Raw genomic sequence first — 16,057 nt, forward strand, 5'->3', positions numbered from 1 at the left:
AAGCAGTCCCGGCCCCTGTGAAGGAGATCCTGCCATGCCCACAATCCTCAATCCCTACATCAGCTTCCGTGACAACGCCCGCGATGCCATGAACTTCTACCAGTCCGTCTTCGGCGGCGAACTCACCCTCAGCACGTTCGCCGACTTCCAGGCCAGCGAGGACCCCACGGAAGCGCAAAAGATCATGCATGGCATGCTGACCACCACCCAGGGCCTGGTGCTCATGGGCGCTGACACCCCGAACAGCATGGAGTACCACCCGGGGTCCTCCATTTCCATCTCGCTCAGCGGCGATAACGAGGTGGAGCTCCGCGGCTACTACGAGAAGCTGAGCGGCGACGGGGGAGCGGTGACCGTCCCCATGGAGAAGGCGCCGTGGGGTGACGTTTTTGGCATGTGCACGGACCGGTTCGGCGTCGCCTGGCTGGTCAACGTCAACGCAGCGCAGCCGACGGCGGCACCCTGACCGCCCGCCGGGCCGTCACTTGCTTTCCCGCGCCGGTCCCCGTCCGTCAAGGCCGGGCCCACTCCTTGAGGGAGGGGCCCGCGACTGCGAGGATTAAAGGGTGAGGTCCTTCATGGAGTTCCTGTCCGACAAATGGTGGATGTTTCCGCTGATGGCGTTCGTCGGCCGGTGGGCAGGCGGCTGGCGGCGCGCGGGAGAACGAACAGCCCACAAACGGGCCCGGCGTGAGCTGGACGGCCTCATCGTCCTCCCTGACGTCACCCCGGCGGCCCTTGAGGGGAAGATCGCCCCGGAACTGGATGCGGGCCCCCGCCCGGCACAGTTCCACCAGGGCTGAAGCTGCCGCGGGGTTGCGGCGTGGGCTGCACGCTTTACCTGGACGTCGACGGCGTGGTCTGCCCCTTCGGCCCCCAGGGAACCACCGACTGGGGTTCCCCCTGGCAGCAGGCCGACGCCGGGCTGTTGCCCGTCACGTTCGCCGCCGAACTCGTGGCGGGGCTGAACACCCTGGCCCGGACGCCCGGGCTGCGTTGTGTCTGGCTGACCAGCTGGGAGGAACTGGCGCCCCAATACCTGTGTCCCGCCGTCGGACTGAAGGGCAGCCGCTGGCCGTACCTGAGCGCGGACGGGGCAGCCGGAGGGACCGGCTGGTGGAAACTCCGGGCCATCCAGGACGACGTCGAAAGCACCGGGCCCGAAGCCGTCGCCTGGGTGGATGACCAGTTGGCGTTCGAGGCGGAAGCGCAGCGCTGGGCACGGTTCCTGGGCCGGCGGATTCTTACCGTCTCGCCCCATCCCCGGCGCGGAATCACGCCCGCCGAACTGGAGAGGATCCGTTCTTTCCTGGCGCAGCCCGTGTTTTGACCTCATGCCGGGGACGCGTACGATCGATAAGGTTTCCCGCCGGTTGTGCCAACACCGCAAGTCATTCCACGCAAACAGCTGGTGAACTATGCTGTCCAAGGCAGCCTGGTACGAGAAACTGCTGAACGTCGACTCTGCAGATTGGGCAACAGGTGGATATCACCTTCATGGTGGCGCTGGTCATCGGACTGGCACTATTTTTCGACTTCACGAACGGCTTCCACGACACCGCGAACGCCATGGCAACGCCCATCGCTACGGGTGCCATCAAGCCCCGCACAGCGGTGGCCCTGGCCGCCGTCCTGAACCTGGTGGGTGCCTTCCTGTCCACCGAAGTGGCCAAGACAGTGTCCGGCGGCATTATCCGCGAGGGCTCCGGGGGAGTGCAGATCACGCCGCAGATCATCTTTGCCGGCTTGATGGGCGCTGTTCTGTGGAACATGATCACCTGGTTGAAGGGCCTGCCGTCCAGCTCATCGCACGCCCTCTTCGGCGGCCTGATCGGCGCGGCGGTTGTCGGGGCAGGATTCAGCTCGGTCAATTTCGAGAGCCTGCTGCAGAAGGTCATCCTTCCGGCGGTCTTCGCCCCCCTGATTGCAGGCCTCGCCGCATATGTCTGCACCCGCCTGGCCTACGCCCTCACGGCACGCCACGATCCCGAGACAGGCACCAAGCTCACCCAGAAGCGCGGTGGCTTCCGTACCGGCCAGATCTTCACCTCCAGCCTGGTGGCCCTGGCCCACGGAACCAACGACGCCCAAAAGACCATGGGCATCATCACCCTGGTCCTGATCGCTGCCGGGAGCCAGGCGCCCGGCTCCGGTCCCCAGCTTTGGGTAATTACCGCCTGCGCCCTGGCCATCGCCATCGGAACCTACGCCGGCGGCTGGCGCATCATCCGCACCATGGGTTCGGGCCTGACCGAGGTTAAGCCGGCCCAGGGCTTCGCCGCGGAGACCAGCACCGCGTCCGCCATCCTCGCCTCCTCCCACCTTGGCTTTGCGCTCTCCACCACGCAGGTTGCTTCCGGTTCCGTCATCGGCTCCGGCATGGGACGACGCGGCACCACCGTCCGCTGGAACATGGTGGGAAAGATCGCGCTGGGATGGCTGTTCACCCTTCCGGCCGCCGGCATCGTCGGCGCCCTGACCGCCCTGGTGGTGCAGACCGGCGTCGTGGGTGTCCTTATCGCCGCCATCGCCGGCACCGGGGCGGTGCTGTTCATGTTCTTCTACTCACGCAAGTCCTCCGTCAGCCACCAGAACGCCGTGGAGGTCGAGGAAGCCGGCCAGGCTGTCCGGTTCGCCAAGAAGAAGGCCCTGGCGCGCGCCCGGGCTGAAGCAAAAGCCAAAGCGCAGGCCGACGCCAAGGCCAACAACCCCAAGGAGAATCAGCGATGAAGTGGTTGGAACTCCTGACCGTTGCAGGCGCCACCCTCGTATCCGCGGCGATTGTGGTGACGCTCTATTCGCTCGGGGTCCGGTTCACCGCCATCGCCGCTGACGCCCAGCAGGCGTCCCCCGGAGTAAAGCGCTCTGTTGCGTACGTATGCTTTGGGCTGTGTGGCCTGGCCGTCCTCGTCGGGCTGTACCTGATCATCCCGTACTTCTCCAAGTAGCCGCGCCCACCGGCTAGGCTGGGGCCATGCAGCGCATCCAGTACTTTGTGGCCGCATCCCTTGACGGCTTCATCGCCACGCCCACGGACGACCTCGGCTGGCTGCTGCAGTTCGACGGCTTCGAGGGCGGAGCTGACAGCTACAACGACTTCATGGCCGCGGTGGGCTGCATCGTCATGGGCGGGGAAACCTACGCCTGGCTGATGGAGCACGAGCCCGGCGCGTGGCCGTATTCCGGCACGGCCTGTTACGTCTTCACGCACCACGAGCACCGTGCGCCGGACGGCGCTGACATCACGTTTATCCGCGGCGACGTGAGGGAGTTCATCGCAGACTTCCGGCAGGCCGCGGGAGACCTGAACATCTGGGTGGTGGGCGGCGGCAACCTTGCGGCCCAGTTCGCCGAGGCAGGCCTTTTGGACGAGATCATCCTCTCGGTCATCCCCGTGGTGCTGGGTGAGGGGAAACGGCTGCTGCCGATGAAGGGCCCCACCCCGCCGCTGGAGCTGGCTGCTTCCCGCATGCTGGGCCGGGGCATCGTCGAACTGCGCTACCTGCTGCGACCCGGGGCGGATCCGCAGTCCTGACGCGCCCGCCTCAGCCGGCGTTGTCGCGGAGCATGTTGGTGATCCGGGCGGTCGACAGGCGCCGCCCCCGGGCATCCGTCATGACGATCTCGTGGGTGGCCAGTGTCCTGCCCAGGTGGATCGCCGTGCAGGTCCCCGTCACCAGGCCCTCGGCGATGGACCGGTGATGTGTGGCGTTGACCTCAATGCCGACGGCGTGGCGTCCCGGTCCTGCATGCATGCCTGCGGCGAACGAGCCAAGGGTTTCCGCCAGCACCACGTGCGCGCCGCCATGGAGGATCCCCGCCACCTGCGTATTGCCCTCAACCGGCATGGTGGCGACGGTGCGTTCCGGGCTCATTTCCAGGAAATGGATTCCCATCTTGACCACCAGTGCGCCGACACCGAACGCGCCCAGCCAGTCATGCATATGGCCGGGAATCCCGGCGGCTGCCAGCTCTTCGGCGAAAGCGCCCGGCGTGAAATTGTCTGTCATGGCAACTAGGCTGGCACCTGTGAGTGAAACAACCAAACCGGCCCCTTTCCCGTCCCAGGCCATCGACGAGGGTGCTGCCGCGCAGCCTTCGTCCCCGGCCCGCAGGCCTGCCGCAAAGGCCGCCGCCCCCGCCGCCGGTGGGTCTGTTTCAGCTACTGAAGCGCCGGTCATTCCCATCACCGACCAGCCCCGGCTGCTGGTCCTGGACGGCCACTCGATGGCCTTCCGGGCGTTCTTCGCCCTGCCGGCGGACAAGTTCTCCACCTCCAACGGCCAGCACACCAACGCCATCCATGGCTTCACCTCCATGCTGATCAACCTCATCAAGGAACAGCAGCCCACCCACATCGCTGTGGCGTTCGACGTCTCCGACGAATCCACCCACCGCAAGACCGAGTACAGCGAGTACAAGGGCGGCCGGAACGAAACCCCCCGCGAAATGAGCGGCCAGATCGACCTTATCGGCCAGGTCATGGAGGCCTGGGGCATCAAGACCATCAAGATGCCCGGCTACGAGGCCGATGACATCCTTGCCACCCTCGCCGCGATGGGCGAGAAGGCCGGCTTCGAGGTTTTGCTTGTCTCCGGAGACCGGGACGCCTTCCAGCTGATCACGGACAACGTCTTCGTGCTGTATCCGCGCAAGGGTGTCAGCGACATCCCGCGGATGGATGCCGCCGCCATCGAGGCAAAGTACTTCGTCAGCCCGTCCCGCTACTCCGACCTCGCCGCACTGGTGGGGGAGACGGCGGACAACCTTCCCGGCGTACCCGGCGTCGGACCCAAGACGGCGGCCAAATGGATCAACCTTTACGGCGGCCTCGAGGGCGTCCTGGAGCATCTCGATTCCATCGGCGGCAAGGTGGGCGACGCCCTGCGGGAGAACGTGGACGCCGTCAAGCGCAACCGCCGGCTGAACCAGCTCCACACCGACCTCGACCTCCCCGTCACGCTGGATGACCTCTACCAGCCGCGCCCGGACCAGGCTGCCATCGAGGACCTCTTCGACGAGCTTGAGTTCAAGGCCATCCGGGGCCGGCTGTTCGCCCTGTATGGTGACGCCGACACCCCGGCCGCTGAACGGGAAAGCATCGAAACCCCGGAGTACAGCACCCCCGCCAACGCCGCCGGGCTGGCCGCCTTCCTGGCTGCCGGCGCCGGGCAGCGGTCCGCCCTCGCCGTCGACCTCGTCCCCGGCCGGATCGGTGAGGACGCCCACGCACTGGCCATCGTCCGCGGCGACGCCGCAGTCTATGTGGAGCTCTCCGGCCAGGACGCGGAGACCGAGAACGTGCTGGCCGCGTGGCTGCGCGATCCTGAAGCACCCAAGGTGATGCACGGCTTCAAGGCCGCGCTCAAGGCGCTCACGGCCCGCGGTCTGGAACTGGAGGGCGTTGTGGACGACACCTCCATCTCCGGCTACCTCATCCAGCCGGACCGGCGCACCTACGAACTCGCCGAACTCGCCCAGCACCACCTCAACGTGGGCATCCCCGCAGCCACGGCCAAGGCGGGGCAGCTGGAGCTGTCCTTCGACGGCGATGACACCGCCGCCGCCGACGCCCTGGTCCAGGCCGGCGCCGTGGTGCTGGCCCTGAGCCGCTACTTCGAGGACGAACTCAAGGACCGCCGGGCTGAGGAACTGCTGTCCACCCTCGAGCTGCCTGTCAGCCGCGTGCTGGCGGACATGGAACTCGCCGGCATTGCGATTGACATGGACAAGATGGACGACCAGCTTGCCGACCTTGCGCGGGTCATCGACCAGGCCCAGGAACAGGCATTCGCCGCGATCGGCCACGAGGTCAACCTGGGCTCGCCCAAGCAGCTGCAAACCGTCCTGTTCGAGGAACTGCAGCTCCCCAAGACCAAGAAGATCAAGTCCGGCTACACCACCGACGCCGCGTCCCTGAAGAACCTGCTGGAGAAGACCGGGCACGAGTTCCTGGTGCAGCTCATGGCGCACCGGGAGGCCGCCAAGCTGCGGCAGATGATCGAGTCGCTGAAGAAGTCCGTGGCGGAAGACGGCCGGATCCACACCACCTACGCCCAGAACGTCGCGGCAACCGGCCGGATCTCGTCCAACAACCCCAACCTGCAGAACATCCCCATCCGCAGCGAGGAGGGCCGGCGCGTGCGCGGCATCTTCGTGGTCAGCGACGGGTACGAGTGCCTGCTCTCCGCGGACTACTCGCAAATCGAGATGCGCATCATGGCACACCTCTCCGGCGACGAAGGCCTGATCCAGGCGTACAGGGACGGCGAGGACCTGCACCGGTTCGTCGGCTCCAACATCTTCCACGTCCCCACGGACCAGGTCACCAGCGCCATGCGCTCCAAGGTCAAGGCCATGTCCTACGGCCTTGCCTACGGCCTGACGTCCTTCGGCCTGTCCAAGCAGCTCGAGATTTCCGTCGACGAAGCCCGCACCCTCATGAAGGACTACTTCGACCGCTTCGGCGCTGTCCGCGACTACCTCCGGGGCGTGGTGGACCAGGCCCGGGTGGATGGCTACACGGCCACCATCGAGGGCCGCCGCCGCTACCTGCCGGACCTCACCAGCACGGACCGCCAGCTGCGCGAGAATGCCGAGCGCATCGCACTCAACAGCCCCATCCAGGGCTCCGCAGCGGACATCATCAAGCGCGCCATGCTGGGTGTCCACGCTGAACTCCAGGCCCAGGGCCTGAAATCCCGGATGCTGCTCCAGGTCCATGACGAACTGGTCCTCGAAGTCGCCGCGGGCGAACGCGCCGCCGTTGAGAAGCTGGTCACCGAGCAGATGGGTGCCGCCGCAGACCTCAGCGTGCCGCTGGAAGTCCAGATCGGCGTCGGGCCCAGCTGGTACGACGCCGGACACTAGGCGTCCGCGGCACGTCACCAGCAGGAATGTTTGTGCTGGTCAGGCGCCGGATTCATAACTAGGCTCGGGTAAATGGGTGATCTGAGCGGAAACTATGAAATCCGGCGCTTCAAGCCGGCTGCCAAGGAAGATCCTGCCTACCCGCAGACCGTCGACTGGATGCGGGCCGTTGCCTTCGGGTTCCATGACGCACGCCGCAGCGACGAACGGGTGGACCGGGGCATCGGGATGCAGCGCGCCGACGGGCGGGTGATGACCGGCGCCTACCAGGCAGGGCCGGTGGCCGACCACGCCCTGGGAGCCAACGTCCCGGTGGCAACCTTCGGTACCTTCACCAAGACACTGAACATCGGCTTCGGCCGGATGCTCGACACCCGCCTGGTCACCGCCGTGACAGTCCGGACGTCACACCGGCGGAGGGGGCTGCTGCGCCGCATGATGGCAGAGGAGCTGGGCCTGGCCCGCCGGGAAGGGCTGGCGATGGCGGCCTTGACTGCATCGGAGGCCTCGATTTACAGCAGGTTCGGGTTCGGGGTGGCCACCCGGGAGCAGTCAATCAAGGTCGACACCAGCCGCCGCTTCGTCCTCAACCACCACGCCACGGGCCGCGTTGAGGTGGCCGATCCCAAGGTCCTTCTTGACCTGGCGCCGAAGGTCTTCGAACGGCTGCACCGCCTCACTCCCGGTTCGATCGGGCGGCACGAGTTCTACCGCCAGCTCGCGTCCGGATCCATCAGCCGGGCCGAGGACGAGGACCCCAAGGTCAAAGTTGCGCTGCACTACGGACCCGACGGCGCGGTCGACGGCTACGTCTCCTACAGGTTCGCCGGGTGGGACGCCCGGCCGTACACCATGGAAGTGGTGGACCTGGTGGCAGCAACCGACCACGCCTACCTGGAGCTCTGGCAGTACCTTGGCGCCATCGACCTGGTCGAGAACGTCACGTGGGAAGAAGCAATGGTCGATGATCCACTCCCATGGGCGCTCGAGGACTCCCGCTGCGTTGAAGCGTCCGAGCCCCGGGACATGCTCTGGCTCCGGATCCTGGACGTCCGCGGGGCCCTGGCGGCCCGGCACTACCCCTCGGATGGAAGGCTCGTCCTGGAGGTGGGGGACCCGTTGGGCTTCACGGCAGGAACGTTCGCGCTCGAAGTCGACGGCGGCCAGGCCGCCGTCGAACGTGTCGACGCAGGGGAGCAGCCGGACCTCGCCATGGATGTCTCCGCGCTGTCCTCGATCTACCTCGGCGGCGTCTGCCCGGTGACGCTGGCGGCTGCGGGGAAGATTTCCGAACACGCCAAAGGCGCCGCCTTCAGGGCACGGCAGATGTTCGCTGTGGAACGGGCCACGCACTGCCTGACCCACTTCTGATACCGCGTGCCGGCTGCACGTTCCCTCTCCGCCACCGCTTTGACCCCAATTGCCGGCAGCGACTAGAATAAACGGGCGTGTACCACGTGCACGCGCTTGCGGTCCTGTGAGGACTGCATTGAAAAGCAATCCACAAATCAGGATGACCCGGGGAATCCATCGGATTCACCGAGAATCGCGCCTGCGTTCCATAACGCGGGCGCGCCGGTTTGCCTGACCGACTAACTATCCACAACGGAGCCCCTACTACATGACCATCACCTCCACCGAGAAGCCCGGTACCCCCGTAGTCGCGATTAACGACATCGGTACCGCTGAGGACTTCCTCGCAGCTGTCGACGCCACCATCAAGTACTTCAACGACGGAGATCTCGTCGAAGGTACCGTCGTCAAGGTCGACCGCGATGAAGTCCTGCTCGACATCGGTTACAAGACCGAAGGTGTCATCCCCTCCCGCGAGCTGTCCATCAAGCACGACGTTGATCCCGGGGACGTTGTCTCCGTTGGCGATCAGGTCGAAGCCCTGGTGCTCACCAAGGAAGACAAAGAAGGCCGTCTGATCCTCTCCAAGAAGCGTGCTCAGTACGAGCGTGCCTGGGGCGACATCGAGAAGGTCAAGGAAGAAGACGGTGTCGTCACCGGTACCGTCATCGAGGTTGTCAAGGGTGGTCTTATCCTCGACATCGGCCTGCGCGGCTTCCTGCCCGCATCCCTCGTCGAGATGCGCCGTGTGCGCGACCTTGCTCCGTACATCGGCCAGCAGATCGAAGCCAAGATCATCGAGCTGGACAAGAACCGCAACAACGTTGTGCTGTCCCGCCGTGCATGGCTCGAGCAGACCCAGTCCGAGGTCCGCTCCACGTTCCTCAACAAGCTGGAAAAGGGCCAGGTCCGTCCCGGCGTCGTTTCCTCCATCGTCAACTTCGGTGCATTCGTGGACCTGGGCGGCGTAGACGGCCTCGTCCACGTTTCCGAGCTCTCCTGGAAGCACATCGACCACCCGTCCGAGGTTGTCGAAGTTGGCCAGGAAGTCACCGTCGAGGTTCTCGAGGTCGACCTGGACCGCGAGCGCGTTTCCCTGTCGCTCAAGGCTACGCAGGAAGATCCGTGGCAGACCTTCGCCCGCACCCACGCCCTGGGCCAGGTTGTTCCGGGTAAGGTCACTAAGCTGGTTCCGTTCGGTGCGTTCGTCCGCGTCGAAGACGGCATCGAAGGCCTGGTCCACATCTCCGAGCTGGCTGTCCGCCACGTGGAGCTGGCCGAGCAGGTTGTCTCCGTTGGCGACGAACTGTTCGTCAAGGTCATCGACATCGACCTGGAACGCCGCCGCATCTCGCTGTCCCTCAAGCAGGCCAACGAGGGCGTCGACGCCGACAGCACCGAATTCGATCCCGCTCTGTACGGCATGGCCGCAGAGTACGACGAAGAGGGCAACTACAAGTACCCCGAGGGCTTCGACCCCGAGTCCAACGAATGGCTCGAGGGCTACGAGAACCAGCGCGCAGCCTGGGAGCAGCAGTACGCTGACGCCCAGACCCGTTGGGAAGCCCACAAGAAGCAGGTTGCCCAGCACGCTGCCGACGACGCTGCAGCTGCAACGTCCGGCGACAGCGACTCCGGCACCACCAGCTACTCCTCCGAGCCTGCTGCCACCGATTCCGGTGCCGGCACCCTGGCTTCGGACGAGGCACTTGCTGCCCTGCGCGAGAAGCTGACCGGCAACTAATTGCCGCCGGCCCGGACTTCCGGGCTGACACAGTGGGCCCCCGCGAAAGCGGGGGCCCACTGTGCTTTAAAGCGCCCGCTGTACTTTAGAAGCAACAGGCGCCTAACGCCCTGGCCCCCGTCTGGACGGGTCCCGCCGCCGCACTAAAGGTCGACGACGGCGAGGACCGTCCCGTCGTCGTCGTGCGTCAGTGCCGCGCCTGCCGCCGTGAGCAGCCGCTGGGCGCTGAGGTTCCCGGACAGGGTCCGCGCGGTGACGCGTTTCAGGCCCGCCCGGCGGGCCTCCGCCAGGACGAGGTCCAGGGCGGCACCGCCGATTCCCCGGGATCGGAAGCTCCGGCCAAGCCAGATGCCGGTTTCCGCAGAGGGGACTCCAGCCGCGGGGTCGCGCTTAAGCCGCACGGAGCCGGCAATGTGGGTGCCCTTGAAGACAGCCCAGGACTTTTCCGCCGCAGGGCCGTCCAGCCCTGCGGCCGCAGTGCGGTGGTAGCCGTAGAACCAGGCGGTGCGCTCGAGGTTCCAGCCCGGTCCACCCAGCGGGGGCGCCACTTCATCGGGGGAGGCGTCGCGCTTGGCCAATTGGAGCAGCCGGTCCGCCACGGCCTCGTCCACGTCCGCCAGGGTCACATCAGTCGAGCCGCTCATTAATCCATTCCGTTCCGTCGGGATTGAGCTCGGCGGACCCTGCCGTCAGCTGCAGCAGGCGATCGGACGCAGCGGCGATGGCGGCAGCGTTGTCAGCCACCGCAATCCGGAGCACCGTGTGCCGGTCCTGGTAGCTGGTGTCCGCCATGACCATGCCTGCGGCGCGCAGATCGTTCTCCAGCCGTCCCGCTGCCGCGTGCGGCACCGCCGTGGAACAGATCCGCCGCCTGCTGCGCCGGGCAAGGGGTGCCCGGTCAAGGGCGGCCGAGACTGATTCGGAATAGGCACGGACCAGGCCACCCGCGCCGAGCAGGACGCCGCCGAAATAGCGGACGACGACGGCGCTGACGTCGCTGAGGTCGGTCACCCCCGGCGCGGTTTCCCTTTTCAGCAGGGCTTCGAGCATGGGGATGCCGGCGGTCCCGGCGGGTTCGCCGTCGTCGCTGGAGCGCTGGACGGTCCGGTCCGGCCCGATGACGAACGCGGAGCAGTGGTGGCGGGCGTCGTGGAATTCGCGGCGGAGGCCGGCCACCAGGTCGCGGGCAGCGTCTTCCGTGCCCGCCCTCCGGAGAACCGTGATGAACCTGGAGCGCTTGACCTCAAGTTCATGCCGGAAGTCCCCGCCCGCTGCCAGCGTGGTGTAGGTGGTGGCCCGGCTTTCATGCTCTTGCATCCGGCCCAGTCTAGTGCCGCCATGGGGGCGTGGCCCGGCTGGTTCAGCTGGCCAGGCCGGTTCAGTAGGGTGGGGGTGTGCTGAAGATCGGGTTGACGGGCGGGATCGCCTCAGGGAAGTCGGTGGTTGCCGCGCGGCTGCAGGAACGCGGCGCCGTGCTGGTGGATGCGGATGCGTTGGCCAGGGAGGTGGTGGAGCCCGGGACCGAAGGCCTGGAACGCATCGTGGGGGAGTTTGGCGAAGGAATGCTCGACGACGGCGGACGGCTTGACCGCGCGCGTCTCGGGGCGGCGGTGTTCGGCAATCCTGAGCGCCTCGCCGCTTTGAACGCCATCGTCCATCCCCTGGTGCGCGCCCGCGCCGCCGCCATCACGGCAGCAGCCCCGGCTGACGCCGTGGTGGTCCAGGACATTCCCCTCCTGGTGGAGACCGGCCAGGGGTCCGCTTTCCACTTGGTGGTGGTGGTGGATGCGCCGGACGACGTGCGGCTGCAGCGCATGCTCGGGCACCGGGGAATGACCGCGGAAGCGGCGCGTGCCCGGATGGACGCCCAGGCCTCGCGACAGGACCGGCTGGCCGCGGCCGACGCGGTCCTGGACAACTCCGGTACCGTGCAGCACCTGCTGGGCCAGGTGGACCGGCTGTGGGATGAGCGCCTGGTTCCCTTCGCCCGCAACCTGGTGGCGGGGAAACGCGCACCGCGGAACGGCGGTCCGGTCCTGGAACCGCACCGGACGGAGTGGGCGCAGGAGGCGGCCAGGATAGCGGCCCGGCTGGTGGCGGCAGCACCCGACCTCATCCTGGCCGTGGACCACATTGGCTCCACAGCTGTTCCCGGCCTGCCCGCGAAGGACGTGATCGATCTGCAGGTGGCGGTGCCTGACCTCGCGGTTGCGGCCACCATCGCACCTCTCCTGGCCGCAGCAGGCTTTCCGGCGGTACGGGACGTCGAATCCGACACTCCAAAGCCCAATGCTCCGGACCCGGCAGCATGGTTGAAGCGGTTCCACGCCAACGCGGACCCGTGCCGTGCCGTCAACGTCCATGTCCGGCCGGCCGGTTCGGCCGGATGGCGCTTCGCGTTGATGTTCCGCGATTGGCTGCGGAACGATCCCTCCGCGCTCCGGCTGTACGCGGCGCACAAGGCTGACCTCGCCGCCCGGCACGCCGATTCGGGCACCACCGGCTCCTACGCGGAGGCGAAGGAACCGTGGTTCACGGACGTCGCGTGGCCCCTCATGGCCGCGTGGGCGGACGCAACCGGGTGGGAACCGCCGTCGTGCGCTTCCTGACACCGGCCCGTGCCGTGCTGGATGTTCGCCGGTAACGGACGGGGCCGTCCAGTGTCGGTGCCCGGCTGTAAATTAGATTCATGAGCCTTGCGCAGGAAATCAACCGTGTTGTAGCGCCCTTCGAAGTCATCAGCGAGTTCAAACCTGCCGGAGACCAGCCGGCCGCCATCGCTGAGCTGACGGAGCGCATCAACAACGGCGAGAAGGATGTGGTGCTGCTTGGCGCCACCGGTACCGGTAAGAGTGCCACCACCGCCTGGCTTATTGAACAGGTGCAGCGCCCCACGCTGGTGATGGTGCAGAACAAGACTCTTGCCGCCCAGCTGGCCAACGAGTTCCGCGAACTGCTGCCCAACAACGCGGTGGAATACTTCGTTTCCTACTACGACTACTACCAGCCCGAAGCGTACGTGGCCCAGACGGACACCTTCATCGAGAAGGATTCCTCCATCAACGAGGAAGTGGAACGGCTCCGCCACTCCGCCACCAACGCGCTGCTGACCCGCCGCGACGTGATTGTGGTGGCCACGGTGTCCTGCATCTACGGCCTGGGAACCCCTGAGGAATACATTTCCGGCATGGTGACCCTCCGCCGCGGCGCCGAGATGAACCGGGACGACCTCCTCCGCAAGTTCGTCTTCATGCAGTACGCCCGCAACGACATGGACTTTCACCGCGGCACCTTCCGGGTGCGCGGCGACACCGTGGAAATCATTCCCATGTACGAGGAACTGGCCATAAGGATCGAGTTCTTCGGTGATGAGATTGAGAGCATCCAAACCCTCCACCCGCTTACCGGCGAAGTCATCCGCGACGAGGAAGAGATGTACGTCTTCCCGGCCTCGCACTACGTGGCCGGTCCGGAACGGATGGCGCGGGCCATCAAGCGGATCGAGGATGAGCTGGCGGACCGGCTGAAGGTGCTGGAGGGCCAGAACAAGCTCGTCGAAGCCCAACGGCTGCGGATGCGCACCACCTACGACCTCGAGATGATGCAGCAGATGGGTTTCTGCAACGGCATCGAGAACTACTCGGCGCACATTGACGGGCGGGAGCCGGGTACTGCACCCCACTGCCTCCTGGACTACTTCCCGGACGACTTCCTGCTGGTGGTGGACGAGTCCCACGTGACCATTCCCCAGATCGGGGCCATGTACGAAGGTGACATGTCCCGCAAACGGAACCTGGTGGACTTCGGCTTCCGGCTGCCGTCCGCCATGGACAACCGGCCGCTGAAGTGGGACGAGTTCCTTGAACGCGTGGGCCAGACCGTCTACCTCTCGGCTACCCCCGGCAAGTATGAGCTGGGCAAGGCAGACGGCTACGTCCAGCAGATCATCCGTCCCACCGGCCTGGTGGATCCCGAGGTGGTGGTCAAGCCCACCAAGGGACAGATCGACGACCTCCTCGGCGAGATCAAGACCCGGGTGGAAAAGAACGAGCGCGTCCTGGTGACCACGCTGACCAAGCGGATGGCAGAGGACCTCACCGACTACCTGCTGGGCCACGGCGTCAAGGTGGAATACCTGCACTCGGACGTGGACACGCTGCGCCGGGTGGAGCTCCTGCGTGAACTGCGGTTGGGATCCTTCGACGTCCTGGTGGGCATCAACCTTCTCCGTGAGGGCCTGGACCTCCCGGAGGTGTCCCTGGTCAGCATCCTGGACGCGGACAAGGAGGGGTTCCTGCGCTCGTCCACCTCGCTGATCCAGACCATCGGACGTGCCGCCCGCAACGTCTCCGGCCAGGTGCACATGTACGCGGACCGGATCACCGACTCCATGGCCAACGCCATTGACGAAACCAACCGTCGCCGCGCCATCCAGGTGGCGTACAACAAGGAACACGGCGTCGATCCGCAGCCGCTGCGGAAGAAGATCGCCGACATCACGGACCAGTTGGCCAAGGAAGATGCCGATACCGATGCGCTGCTGGGCAGCTTCGATTACGGCAAGGGCAAGCGCGGCATCACCGGATCCAATAAGGCCGGCGCCAAGAAGGGCGCGGCCCAGGTTCGTTCGGACGGCCTGGCGGCGGCTCCGGCCGAGGACCTGGTGGGCCTGATCGCACAGCTCACGGAACAGATGCATGGCGCGGCGGCAGACCTCCAGTTCGAGGTGGCGGCGCGGATCCGGGACGAGGTCAGCGAGCTGAAGAAGGAGCTGAGGCAGATGCAGGCGGCAGGCCACGCCTGACGTCCGCGGCCGGGCATCCGGCTGGGGTACAGTTAAAGCACGTAGGGGAGTATCCCAAGCGCTACGATCGTCAACACGCAGGGCACAGCTGCCCCGCCGGGCGTAGCGGGCCGCCACATCAGCACCAAGTGCACAGGCAGGCCGGAGAGACTTACACCATTTTGTGTACCCTGCGAAAGGCTGCCCTGTGCTCGACTTGCCCGTATGGTTCGAGGTTGGCTCATTTGCCGTCCTCGGCCTGATTCTCCTGATCGATCTCCTTCTGGTGGTGCGGCGCCCGCATGAGCCGTCCATGAAGGAGGCCGGTCTGTGGGTGGCCTTCTACGTCACCCTTGCCCTGGCCTTCGCCGGTGCCATGTTCGCTTTTACCGGGCCCGAATTCGGCAGCCAGTTCGTCGCCGGCTGGGTGACCGAGTACAGCCTCAGCATCGACAACCTGTTCGTCTTCATCATCATCATGGCCAGGTTCTCCGTGCCCCGGAAGTACCAGCAGGAAGTGTTGATGGTGGGCATCATCATCGCGCTCATCCTGCGCGGTATCTTCATCCTCCTGGGCGCCATCGTCATCGAACAGTTCAGCTGGGTGTTCTACATCTTCGGCGCGTTCCTGCTGTGGACGGCCTGGAAGCAGGCCCAGGACGAGGGTGAAGAGGAAGAGGACCGGGAGAACCCGCTGATAGCGAAGATCCGCAAGGTCATCCCGATGTCGGAGAAGTTCGACGGCGGCAAGCTCCGTACCGTGGTCAACGGCAAGAAGGTCTTCACCCCCATGGTGATCGTCTTCGTCACCATCGGCCTCACGGACCTGCTGTTCGCAGTTGACTCCATCCCCGCGATCTTCGGCCTGACCCAAAGCCCCTTCATTGTCTTCACCGCCAACCTGTTCGCGCTGATGGGCCTGCGGCAGCTGTACTTCCTGCTGGGTGGCCTGATGAACCGGCTCATCTACCTCAAGCACGCCCTGTCCTTCATCCTTGCGTTCATCGGCGTCAAGCTTGTCCTGCACGCCATGCACGTCAACGAGCTTCCCTTCATCAACGGCGGACAGCACATCGAGTGGGCACCTGAGATCCCCACCTTCGTCTCCCTCGCCGTGATTGTGGGCACCATCATCGTCGCCGTCGTCGCCAGCCTGCTCAGCTCCAAAGCCCAGGCTGCCACGGTGGATCCGCGGCTTGAAGAGGACGCCCGGAAGAGCCACAGCGACGCCGAGTAGGCGCGCCCCGGCGCATTCCCCTCCGGTAATCCCGGCCGCCTGAGCCGCCGGGATTACCCCTTTAAGCCTC

General features: G+C 66.0%; 15 protein-coding genes. 12 read left to right on the forward strand and 3 right to left on the reverse strand.

Annotated features, from left to right (window positions below; all coding sequences use genetic code 11):
* Positions 1-34: 34 nt before the first annotated feature.
* The 6 genes from AB0280_RS02330 (at position 35) to AB0280_RS02355 (ending at position 3,535) form a co-directional block, all read left to right on the forward strand.
* Positions 35-466, forward strand: a complete 432-nt coding sequence (locus AB0280_RS02330; protein ID WP_159632087.1) for a VOC family protein — start codon at positions 35-37, stop codon at positions 464-466.
* A 100-nt stretch (positions 467-566) separates the two neighbouring features.
* Positions 567-803: a hypothetical protein gene (locus tag AB0280_RS02335; RefSeq protein ID WP_307490099.1), complete on the forward strand. Its 237-nt coding sequence runs from the start codon at positions 567-569 to the stop codon at positions 801-803.
* Positions 804-823: 20 nt separating this feature from the next.
* The gene (locus AB0280_RS02340; RefSeq protein WP_159632086.1) at positions 824-1,330 is read left to right on the forward strand and encodes an HAD domain-containing protein; all 507 of its coding nucleotides are present in this window, start codon (positions 824-826) and stop codon (positions 1,328-1,330) included.
* 152 nt (positions 1,331-1,482) lie between these two features.
* Entirely contained in the window at positions 1,483-2,730 is a 1,248-nt protein-coding gene (locus AB0280_RS02345; RefSeq protein ID WP_159632085.1) for an inorganic phosphate transporter, read from the forward strand.
* Entirely contained in the window at positions 2,727-2,948 is a 222-nt protein-coding gene (locus AB0280_RS02350; RefSeq protein ID WP_307490102.1) for a hypothetical protein, read from the forward strand. Before AB0280_RS02345 ends, AB0280_RS02350 begins: the two co-directional genes overlap by 4 nt.
* Positions 2,949-2,974: 26 nt before the next feature.
* The gene (locus AB0280_RS02355; protein ID WP_307490104.1) at positions 2,975-3,535 is read left to right on the forward strand and encodes a dihydrofolate reductase family protein; all 561 of its coding nucleotides are present in this window, start codon (positions 2,975-2,977) and stop codon (positions 3,533-3,535) included.
* A gap of 10 nt (positions 3,536-3,545) precedes the next feature.
* On the opposite strand, the gene AB0280_RS02360 is transcribed toward AB0280_RS02355, so the two are convergent.
* Positions 3,546-4,010, reverse strand: a complete 465-nt coding sequence (locus tag AB0280_RS02360; protein WP_307490106.1) for a hotdog fold thioesterase — start codon at positions 4,008-4,010, stop codon at positions 3,546-3,548.
* Between the two features lie 217 nt (positions 4,011-4,227).
* On the opposite strand from AB0280_RS02360, the gene polA reads away from it, so the two are divergent.
* The 3 genes from polA (at position 4,228) to rpsA (ending at position 9,967) form a co-directional block, all read left to right on the forward strand.
* Positions 4,228-6,870, forward strand: coding sequence for a DNA polymerase I (gene polA, locus AB0280_RS02365; RefSeq protein WP_370871777.1), 2,643 nt, complete (start codon positions 4,228-4,230; stop codon positions 6,868-6,870).
* Positions 6,871-6,942: 72 nt separating this feature from the next.
* Positions 6,943-8,241 carry a GNAT family N-acetyltransferase gene (locus tag AB0280_RS02370; protein ID WP_366366114.1) on the forward strand — a complete coding sequence of 433 codons (1,299 nt, stop codon included), beginning with the start codon at positions 6,943-6,945 and terminating at the stop codon, positions 8,239-8,241.
* Between the two features lie 250 nt (positions 8,242-8,491).
* Positions 8,492-9,967: a 30S ribosomal protein S1 gene (rpsA, locus tag AB0280_RS02375; protein ID WP_159632080.1), complete on the forward strand. Its 1,476-nt coding sequence runs from the start codon at positions 8,492-8,494 to the stop codon at positions 9,965-9,967.
* 143 nt (positions 9,968-10,110) lie between these two features.
* On the opposite strand, the gene AB0280_RS02380 is transcribed toward rpsA, so the two are convergent.
* On the reverse strand, positions 10,111-10,611 hold the full coding sequence (locus AB0280_RS02380; RefSeq protein WP_224026024.1) for a GNAT family N-acetyltransferase: 501 nt from the start codon (positions 10,609-10,611) through the stop codon (positions 10,111-10,113).
* On the reverse strand, positions 10,595-11,284 hold the full coding sequence (locus AB0280_RS02385; protein ID WP_307490113.1) for an IMPACT family protein: 690 nt from the start codon (positions 11,282-11,284) through the stop codon (positions 10,595-10,597). Before AB0280_RS02385 ends, AB0280_RS02380 begins: the two co-directional genes overlap by 17 nt.
* Before the next feature lie 77 nt (positions 11,285-11,361).
* Between AB0280_RS02385 and coaE the strand changes: the two genes are divergently transcribed.
* From coaE to AB0280_RS02400, 3 genes are all read left to right on the forward strand, one after another.
* Complete coding sequence (coaE, locus tag AB0280_RS02390) at positions 11,362-12,576, forward strand: dephospho-CoA kinase (RefSeq protein ID WP_307490115.1); 1,215 nt, start codon at positions 11,362-11,364, stop codon at positions 12,574-12,576.
* A gap of 80 nt (positions 12,577-12,656) precedes the next feature.
* Positions 12,657-14,771 (forward strand): excinuclease ABC subunit UvrB, encoded by a 2,115-nt coding sequence (gene uvrB, locus AB0280_RS02395; RefSeq protein WP_159632076.1) that lies wholly within the window; start codon positions 12,657-12,659, stop codon positions 14,769-14,771.
* A gap of 187 nt (positions 14,772-14,958) precedes the next feature.
* Complete coding sequence (locus tag AB0280_RS02400) at positions 14,959-15,987, forward strand: TerC family protein (protein WP_159632075.1); 1,029 nt, start codon at positions 14,959-14,961, stop codon at positions 15,985-15,987.
* Positions 15,988-16,057 lie beyond the last annotated feature (70 nt).

Source organism: Pseudarthrobacter sp. 902506025, assembly GCF_040702325.1.
In the GTDB taxonomy this organism is placed as follows: Bacteria; Actinomycetota; Actinomycetes; order Actinomycetales; family Micrococcaceae; genus Arthrobacter.

Coding starts and splice junctions, on each gene's coding strand:
- AB0280_RS02330 (WP_159632087.1), top strand. CDS start 35: ATGCCCACAATCCTCAATCCCTACATCAGCTTCCGTGACAACGCCCGC.
- AB0280_RS02350 (WP_307490102.1), top strand. CDS start 2,727: ATGAAGTGGTTGGAACTCCTGACCGTTGCAGGCGCCACCCTCGTATCC.
- AB0280_RS02355 (WP_307490104.1), top strand. CDS start 2,975: ATGCAGCGCATCCAGTACTTTGTGGCCGCATCCCTTGACGGCTTCATC.
- AB0280_RS02360 (WP_307490106.1), bottom strand. CDS start 4,010: ATGACAGACAATTTCACGCCGGGCGCTTTCGCCGAAGAGCTGGCAGCC.
- polA (WP_370871777.1), top strand. CDS start 4,228: ATGGCCTTCCGGGCGTTCTTCGCCCTGCCGGCGGACAAGTTCTCCACC.
- AB0280_RS02370 (WP_366366114.1), top strand. CDS start 6,943: ATGGGTGATCTGAGCGGAAACTATGAAATCCGGCGCTTCAAGCCGGCT.
- rpsA (WP_159632080.1), top strand. CDS start 8,492: ATGACCATCACCTCCACCGAGAAGCCCGGTACCCCCGTAGTCGCGATT.
- AB0280_RS02380 (WP_224026024.1), bottom strand. CDS start 10,611: ATGAGCGGCTCGACTGATGTGACCCTGGCGGACGTGGACGAGGCCGTG.
- AB0280_RS02385 (WP_307490113.1), bottom strand. CDS start 11,284: ATGCAAGAGCATGAAAGCCGGGCCACCACCTACACCACGCTGGCAGCG.
- uvrB (WP_159632076.1), top strand. CDS start 12,657: ATGAGCCTTGCGCAGGAAATCAACCGTGTTGTAGCGCCCTTCGAAGTC.